The organism is Bacteroides acidifaciens, from assembly GCF_024623065.1.
Taxonomy (GTDB): Bacteria; Bacteroidota; Bacteroidia; order Bacteroidales; family Bacteroidaceae; genus Bacteroides; species Bacteroides acidifaciens.
This window is the reverse complement of sequence record NZ_JANJZR010000123.1, coordinates 1-7163: the sequence shown is the minus strand read 5'-3', so window position 1 is coordinate 7163 and position 7163 is coordinate 1. Positions and strand designations below refer to the sequence as shown.

The following is a 7163-nucleotide window of genomic DNA, read 5'->3' as shown; positions in this document are numbered from 1 at the left end:
TTTGTTAGTAATTGGTTATGCCGCAAAGATATGCTGGGTTGCGATGCGTGTCAAGGCGGAAAATAGAATGGTTACGAAAACATTTCTTTCGTTACCCTTATTGCTGAAAATTTTAGCCCATGTTCCACAAACTGTAATATCCGGATTCTTTTTCATACGAATGCAAAATCCCAGTATTAAAATTCATCAATCCATTAAATATAACGACTATTTTTTCTGGTTCAATTTTGAATACAGACGTTATATACTGTTTCGCAGAATGAGATACGCATATTATCTTATCCGATAGTTTATATGCTATTTTTTCAATAGTGTTTTTGCTTATTGAATCATACTTTTCAATCAAAAAATCACTATATAAACGATTGAAAAGTTGCTCATTTCTTTCAAAAGTGAACTTCCACGGTAAAATATGTAAATGTAAAATTGTATTTCCACCTATAGCGGATTTTAGTTCATTAGCCAGTCCACATAGGAATAGTTCTTGTAAATCAGCATCAATAAATTCATTTTTAATTAAATATTCAGCGACACAGATGATACCAGCTTTCCCGTTTTGAAATGAATAGTCGCTTGTTTCCCACGCTATAGCTTCTTGGAGAAGCTCTAAACCATATTCTTCTAATTTTTCATATTCAAAGAATCGAGCAGCCTCAAATAGGCACAAAGCTATTCCTGATTTACCAAACATTAGTCCTGAATTAGTCAGAGAATAACTATGCAACAGCATAAAATTGATTAATTGTTTATTTTTTTGTAAATTCATCAATAAATATATCATTTTATAAGTACCAATTTCTTTTTCAGATGCGCTTATTCATTAATTTTATCCAACCAACATATTAATTTATATAATATAGAATTGGTAATATCACCTTCTTTGGTGTTTCTAAATGTATGCTCCTTTTATTGTGTTAATTTCAAATTCTCCTCCTTTGAGATAGTTCTTTTATTGCACACAAATTCCTGTAGAAACCGAATGAATCAATATTTTCGTCTTTTTTTTTGAATAAAATAGTTCATCCAAAATAATGTGATCGCAATAGGACAGACTATTTTTATCGTAAAGGGATAAAAAGCATAGTACTTGATATAAAAGGGTAATCCGCCAATATCAACACTCCAATGGCCATTTATATAGTTTATTTGTAGTGTAATGTTTAAAGTCAGAATTAAAAGTAGCCAAATCCATTTATACTCAACTTTTTTATATAAGACAAAGCATATGGTAAGTAAGGCCAGCAAATTTATGACTGTTAAGTTTATGCAATAAAACCATCGAACTAATGATTCTGAATAAGTTGCTACCAGTTTTTCTTCAGATGCTTTTATTTTTAATGATAAATTATGAATATCCTTTTCATTACTCAGGTCAAAATACGTTGTTTTATATCCTTCTTTGGAAACTAATGTTTCGAGTTTATCACTTTTAGAACCAGGACCAAAAAGGTTGAGCTCAAAATAACCTAATGAGTCACTATATATAGTAACATTCTCTGATGTTCGGATTTCCGCATTTTCGAGTGGTCTTCCGTAATCGTCTGTTATATGTCCAGATATCATAAAAACTCTATCACACGAAGTCTGTAAAAATAGCAACAAGGCTAAAAAAATAAAATGTTTTTTCATAATACCACTTTAAGATTAGATTGTTAAACCATCCGGGATTTTATTTAATAGTTTTAGAGTCTTCAATAATTGCCAACTCTTCAATAGAAACTTTTATCTTAAAAAATAAAGTAGACGTAAATAAATAATTATGTTTGATATTTATTCTTATTGCCAAGTCATATTCAATCAATAAGAGATATTATAACCCTTCTGCTTTATAGCCACTATTTGGATAATTCTGGTCTATATAGTTTTGCCCTGCTTTACTAGCACTCTTCTCGGTAGGAAAATCATAATAATTCCCACCCAAATAGTTGTATGCATTAGCACCTGCACTACCCATTCCTGCAACTATGGCATAAGCAACGGTTCCTGCGCTGGCAGATTCTTGTAAGTAATGCCCATATTCATGGATCATTGTACCTATATCAAAGTTATGTTCAGGATATTCACCGACATGAATTCCATTGAGTTGATATGCACATCCATTAATATCTCCATAAGAACATGTTACACCATCAAAAATAATAGTTTGTCCTCCATTATCAGGTTGATATGATGTGAATTTTCCTCCTCCAACATCAGAATAGTCATAGCTTATAAGATATCCACCGTTAATTCTAATTCCAACAATATTTCCTCCACCAATAGTAGTTCTACTTTCTTTTTCACTAAGTACCGGCATCTCTTTCCGAATCTCATCAATGAGTGCCCTTGTTAATTTTTTCTTCATAAGTATTAAAATTAAGTTTGTAATTCTGCAAATATAAAAATGAATTTCGCATCTTTGCGAGAAATATAAATCTTTTTTCTATGCAAACACGTCAATTTCCCTGGGAGTATCAAATGGATGCAAAAGACTGTGGACCAGCATCACTTGATATATAGAAGGATATGTATCTTCTATCTCTTTGGTCACCCAAACGCAGAAAACAGGAGAAAAGACCATTGAAACATATTTGATTAACGTTGAATTGCCCAACGGATTAACAACTAATTATGAAGAGACTCTCGACTTTAAATATGAGTTGGGAGGAACTGCCGATATGATTGTAAAAGACAGACGGTTGATAGAACGCCTGTTTGATAATTTAAGATATCGGACTAAATAAAGTTCATACTCAAATTTACGCTCCATAGGAATTTGACATGACTTTTGCCCTCATGCTCTCACTATTCGCCTGTATCCCTTTATTCATCGATGTTTCGGGTGTGGCAGTAAGTGTGGTAGCAAGTATGAGAGCAACCGCTTGCCCTCACTCTGTTACAGGGTATTGCACATCGTTTCTTGGGTGCTATTGTTTGATTTACAGGGTGTTAATATCTGATGTGTCAACTATTAACGATTGTCATTTCAGCCATTAATAACTGAGAAATCAGGTGTTAATAGCTGATAACTCACGTATTATTGACCGATATGTGATTGAATGCTTCCTGAAAGATCAGGTTCATTGAAACATTTCATGCGGTCAAGTCAATCCAATCATATAGGCGAAGTGGCAGTTTCCTGCTTGGGAAACTGCCGTTCCTTTATAAGGGAACGGCAGTTCCAAGGCAGGAAACGAGTGTTCCCTATATCAGGAACGCTCGTTTTCAAAACAAGCAATTGAAGGAAACTGCAAACCATTCAGATACAATGATATAGAGGGCTCCTGATAAGAACGGAATGAAACATCTATACGTGATTGATGTCGCATTTTATTATAAGGTTAATGCTGGAAAAAACCTGTTTTTATTAGAGGAAAAGTTTGTATGCCGTCATATAATATCGTACCTTTACAGGAATTAAATGATAAGCAATATTGGTAGATAAACAGACAAAAAGGATGAAAATAACTTTAATCAGACAAGACAGCGGGAGTGGAAAAGAAGCTCTAAGCATCTGCGAAGCAGGTACATTATTCAACAAAATGAAAACGGAGACAAAATCGAGACACATTACGGCTTTGCGAAACCTGATACCGATGCTGGAAGGTACGTACAGTCGGTACGAACATATAGACAAACTGCCATACATCTATTCTGCCGTAGCATATACCCGCACTAAAGAAGGCGAACGAAAAATGAAACATTATAACGGACTGGTACAGTTGGAAGTGAAACGGCTGGCAGGCCCGTCCGAAATGGAATATGTGAAACGGCAGGCGGCGCTTTTGCCCCAGACTTTTGCCGCATTCTGTGGTTCCAGTGGCCGTAGCGTGAAGATATGGGTGCGTTTTGCCTTGCCGGACGACAGAGGACTGCCCAAAAAAGAAGCGGAAGCGGAATTATTTCATGCCCATGCCTACTGGCTGGCGGTAAAGTGCTACCAGCCGATGCTTCCTTATGATATTAATCTGCAAGCACCAGTGCTGACGCAGAAATGCCGCATGACATTGGACGAATCTCCTTATTATAATCCCGATGCGGTTCCTTTCTGTCTGGAACAACCGCTCACGATGCCCGGTGAGGAAACTTTCCGGCAGCGTAAGCAGGGCGAGAAGAATCTCTTGTCGCGCCTGCAACCGGGATATGAGTCTGCGAAAACTTTCACGAAAATTTATGAAGCAGCGTTGAACAGGGCATTTCAGGAAATGGAAGACTGGAAGCGTGGAGATGATTTGCAACCTTTGCTTGTACACCTTGCCGAGCATTGTTTCAAAGCGGGCATCCCCGAAGAAGAAGCAGTGCGGCAGACGCTCATTCATTACTATCGGGAAGAAGATGAGCAAATCATACGCTCGACGATTCATAATCTTTATCAGGAATGTAAGGGTTTTGGCAAGAAAAACAGCATCGGAAGGGAGCAGGAGGCGGCTTTTCTGCTGGAAGAATTTATGAACCGTCGTTATGAATTCCGCTATAACACCGTATTGGATGATCTGGAATACCGCCAGCGTGATTCCATCCACTTTTACTTTAAGCCCGTGGACAAACGTGTGCGCAACAGTATCTCTATCTGTGCCTTGAAAGAAGGCATCAATGCCTGGGATCGTGATGTAGACCGTTTCCTGAATTCAGAATTTGTTCCTTTGTACAATCCTGTAGAAGAATATCTTTATGATGTCGGCTGTTGGGACGGGAAAGACCGTATCCGTGCATTGGCAGGATTGGTTCCATGCACGAATCCGTACTGGCAGGAGTTGTTTTATCGTTGGTTTCTGAGCATGGTGGCACATTGGAGAGGGGTAGATCGGCAGCATGGAAACAGTACTTCACCTTTGCTTGTCGGTCCGCAAGGGTATCGTAAGTCAACATTTTGCCGGATTATCCTGCCGCCCGAATTGCGTTTCGGCTATACGGACAGTATCGATTTCAAGAGTAAGCAGGAAGCGGAGCGTTATTTAGGACGTTTTTTTCTGATCAACATTGATGAGTTTGATCAGATCAATGTCAGTCAGCAGGGGTTTCTGAAGCATTTGTTGCAAAAGCCTGTTGCTAACTTGCGCAAGCCTCATGGCAATACTATTCGTGAAATGCGTCGTTATGCTTCCTTTATCGGCACCAGCAATCAGAAAGATTTGCTTACCGATCCCAGTGGCAGCCGTCGTTTTATCTGCATTGAGGTGATAGCTCCTATCAAAACCAATGCTACCATCAATTACAAACAGCTTTACGCGCAGGCGATGGAAGCCATTTATAAGGGTGAGCGTTACTGGCTGGATGATGAGGATGAAAAGATTTTGAAGCAGACGAACCGCGAATTTGAGCAGGCGAGCCCGTTGGAACAGTTGTTCCATTGTTATTTCCGTCCGGCGGAAGAAGGGGAGGAAGGTGAATGGATGACGTCCATGCAGATTCTTAATTATTTGCAGACGAAGACACGAGACAAGTTGGCTATCAATAAAGTAGCTGTGTTTGGCCGTGCGCTTCAGAAGCTGAATATTCCCTGCCGGAAGTCCGTTAAGGGGACACTTTATCATTTACTGAAAATAGAATGAATGGTAGCAACGTGAGGGCAAACCTTTAAAGTAGTTTTTGAGCATCCGGAATCAGAATCTCTTTTCTGTGTAACTCGATTAAACCACTATCCTGTAATTCATTCAGTGTTTTAGAAATATTTAATCGCGTATCATCCAGACAGCGTGCCAAATCGTCCATCTTTACTTTAAAAGTCTTTTCCCCTTGTGGCTTTTCGCAATGTGACAGGAAGAAGCGGATAATTTTGCCTTTCAGATCCGGCGTGGGTTCATTCCATAAACGGGAGTAAAGATTTTGTGCCCGGTTGCTCACGATATTCATATAGTTGAGGCGGAATATTTCATATTTGAACAAATCGCTAAGTACAAATGCTTTGCTGATACTGACAGTATGTGCTTCCGTATGTGCTACATAAGAAGAGGTGTAATGGGTGTTCATGCCAAACAGCGACTGTGGTTCCACCAGGTAAGGTGCTTCTATCTGTTCGATAACGGTGTATATGTTTTCTTTGGAATTTGTGACGATTGAAACCTCGCCTTTTAGCAGGAAACAGAGTTGTGTACAAGGAGTGCCACTTTCAATGATAGTTTCTCCCGCTTTATGCTTGATAAAGTGTAACTTTACCTTATCCAGTATGCTGGTGAAATCTTCATGACAAAGTCCTTGAAATAAAGGCAATTGGAGCAAAGTGTCGAACATCGTTTCCATACATCGTAATCTTTTGTTAATCGTACAAATTTACTCATAATACAACACTGCAGTCAATATATGACCTTTCTTTTTGTTTTTTTATTGTTTGAATGCATAAAAATAGATTATATTTGCAGAAAAAAAGGAGGGAATTATGTTTGCAGGTTTTGATTGGCAGCAGATGGTCAGTGCATTTATTGTACTTTTTGCGGTAATAGATATTATAGGCTCCATACCTATTATAATAAACCTAAAGGAAAAAGGGAAGGATGTGAATGCTACGAAAGCTACTGTCATCTCTTTTGCCCTTTTGATAGGGTTCTTCTATGCGGGAGATATGATGCTGAAACTCTTTCATGTAGATATTGAATCGTTTGCTGTCGCCGGTGCATTTGTTATCTTCCTTATGTCTTTGGAAATGATTCTGGACGTTGAGATTTTCAAGAACCAGGGTCCTATCAAAGAAGCCACTCTAGTGCCGCTTGTCTTTCCTTTGCTGGCAGGTGCCGGAGCTTTTACAACTTTGCTTTCTCTTCGGGCGGAATATGCCAGTATCAATATCATTATAGCCTTGGTTTTGAATATGATTTGGGTCTACTTTGTAGTGAGTATGACCGGGCGTGTGGAACGTTTTCTCGGGAAAGGCGGTATATATCTTATCCGTAAGTTTTTCGGTATTATCCTGTTGGCTATTTCCGTAAGGCTGTTTACAGCAAATATTACGTTGTTGATTGAAGCGTTGCATAAATCCTAGGTATTATTTTCCCTCTTTTTTGCTTTTTACTTGTTCTTTTTTTATATTTGGTGGTTTTTAGAGCCTGTTTAAATTTTCCTGAGATTATGTTAGATAGGCTTTACCGACCTGTTTTTTATTCGTCACATAGCCTCCGTCATGCTGCTGCTCACAACAACAGAAAATATACTCGAAAGCAACTCTCAAAACTGTGTCGGGCAAAACTCGG

The 7163-nt window shown here is 38.4% G+C and carries 6 protein-coding genes and 1 pseudogene; 3 read left to right on the top strand and 4 right to left on the bottom strand.

From position 1 onward, the window contains the following. Positions 1-112: 112 nt before the first annotated feature. The 3 genes from NSB03_RS19490 to NSB03_RS19480 all read right to left on the bottom strand — a co-directional run bounded on the left by NSB03_RS19490 (position 113) and on the right by NSB03_RS19480 (position 2344). Complete coding sequence (locus tag NSB03_RS19490) at positions 113-766, bottom strand: glycosyltransferase (RefSeq protein ID WP_024988725.1); 654 nt, start codon at positions 764-766, stop codon at positions 113-115. A gap of 218 nt (positions 767-984) precedes the next feature. Beyond that, the gene (locus NSB03_RS19485) at positions 985-1629 is read right to left on the bottom strand and encodes a carboxypeptidase-like regulatory domain-containing protein (protein ID WP_121767079.1); all 645 of its coding nucleotides are present in this window, start codon (positions 1627-1629) and stop codon (positions 985-987) included. Between the two features lie 181 nt (positions 1630-1810). After that, on the bottom strand, positions 1811-2344 hold the full coding sequence (locus tag NSB03_RS19480; protein ID WP_024988727.1) for a hypothetical protein: 534 nt from the start codon (positions 2342-2344) through the stop codon (positions 1811-1813). A gap of 148 nt (positions 2345-2492) precedes the next feature. On the opposite strand from NSB03_RS19480, the pseudogene NSB03_RS19475 reads away from it, so the two are divergent. Then, a pseudogene (locus NSB03_RS19475) lies at positions 2493-2723 on the top strand (hemolysin D); the annotation flags it as partial. Between the two features lie 714 nt (positions 2724-3437). Next, positions 3438-5531, top strand: a complete 2094-nt coding sequence (locus NSB03_RS19470; protein ID WP_024988729.1) for a BT4734/BF3469 family protein — start codon at positions 3438-3440, stop codon at positions 5529-5531. Between the two features lie 25 nt (positions 5532-5556). On the opposite strand, the gene NSB03_RS19465 is transcribed toward NSB03_RS19470, so the two are convergent. After that, a complete protein-coding gene (locus tag NSB03_RS19465; protein ID WP_024988730.1) occupies positions 5557-6219 on the bottom strand; it encodes a Crp/Fnr family transcriptional regulator in 663 nt (220 codons plus the stop codon). 136 nt (positions 6220-6355) lie between these two features. Between NSB03_RS19465 and NSB03_RS19460 the strand changes: the two genes are divergently transcribed. Continuing rightward, positions 6356-6955, top strand: a complete 600-nt coding sequence (locus NSB03_RS19460; RefSeq protein WP_022137989.1) for a MarC family protein — start codon at positions 6356-6358, stop codon at positions 6953-6955. Positions 6956-7163: the final 208 nt, after the last annotated feature.

Bases quoted from the DNA above. Each gene is read 5' to 3' on its own strand.
- NSB03_RS19490 (WP_024988725.1), bottom strand. From the start codon at position 766: ATGAATTTACAAAAAAATAAACAATTAATCAATTTTATGCTGTTGCAT.
- NSB03_RS19485 (WP_121767079.1), bottom strand. From the start codon at position 1,629: ATGAAAAAACATTTTATTTTTTTAGCCTTGTTGCTATTTTTACAGACT.
- NSB03_RS19480 (WP_024988727.1), bottom strand. From the start codon at position 2,344: ATGAAGAAAAAATTAACAAGGGCACTCATTGATGAGATTCGGAAAGAG.
- NSB03_RS19470 (WP_024988729.1), top strand. From the start codon at position 3,438: ATGAAAATAACTTTAATCAGACAAGACAGCGGGAGTGGAAAAGAAGCT.
- NSB03_RS19465 (WP_024988730.1), bottom strand. From the start codon at position 6,219: ATGGAAACGATGTTCGACACTTTGCTCCAATTGCCTTTATTTCAAGGA.
- NSB03_RS19460 (WP_022137989.1), top strand. From the start codon at position 6,356: ATGTTTGCAGGTTTTGATTGGCAGCAGATGGTCAGTGCATTTATTGTA.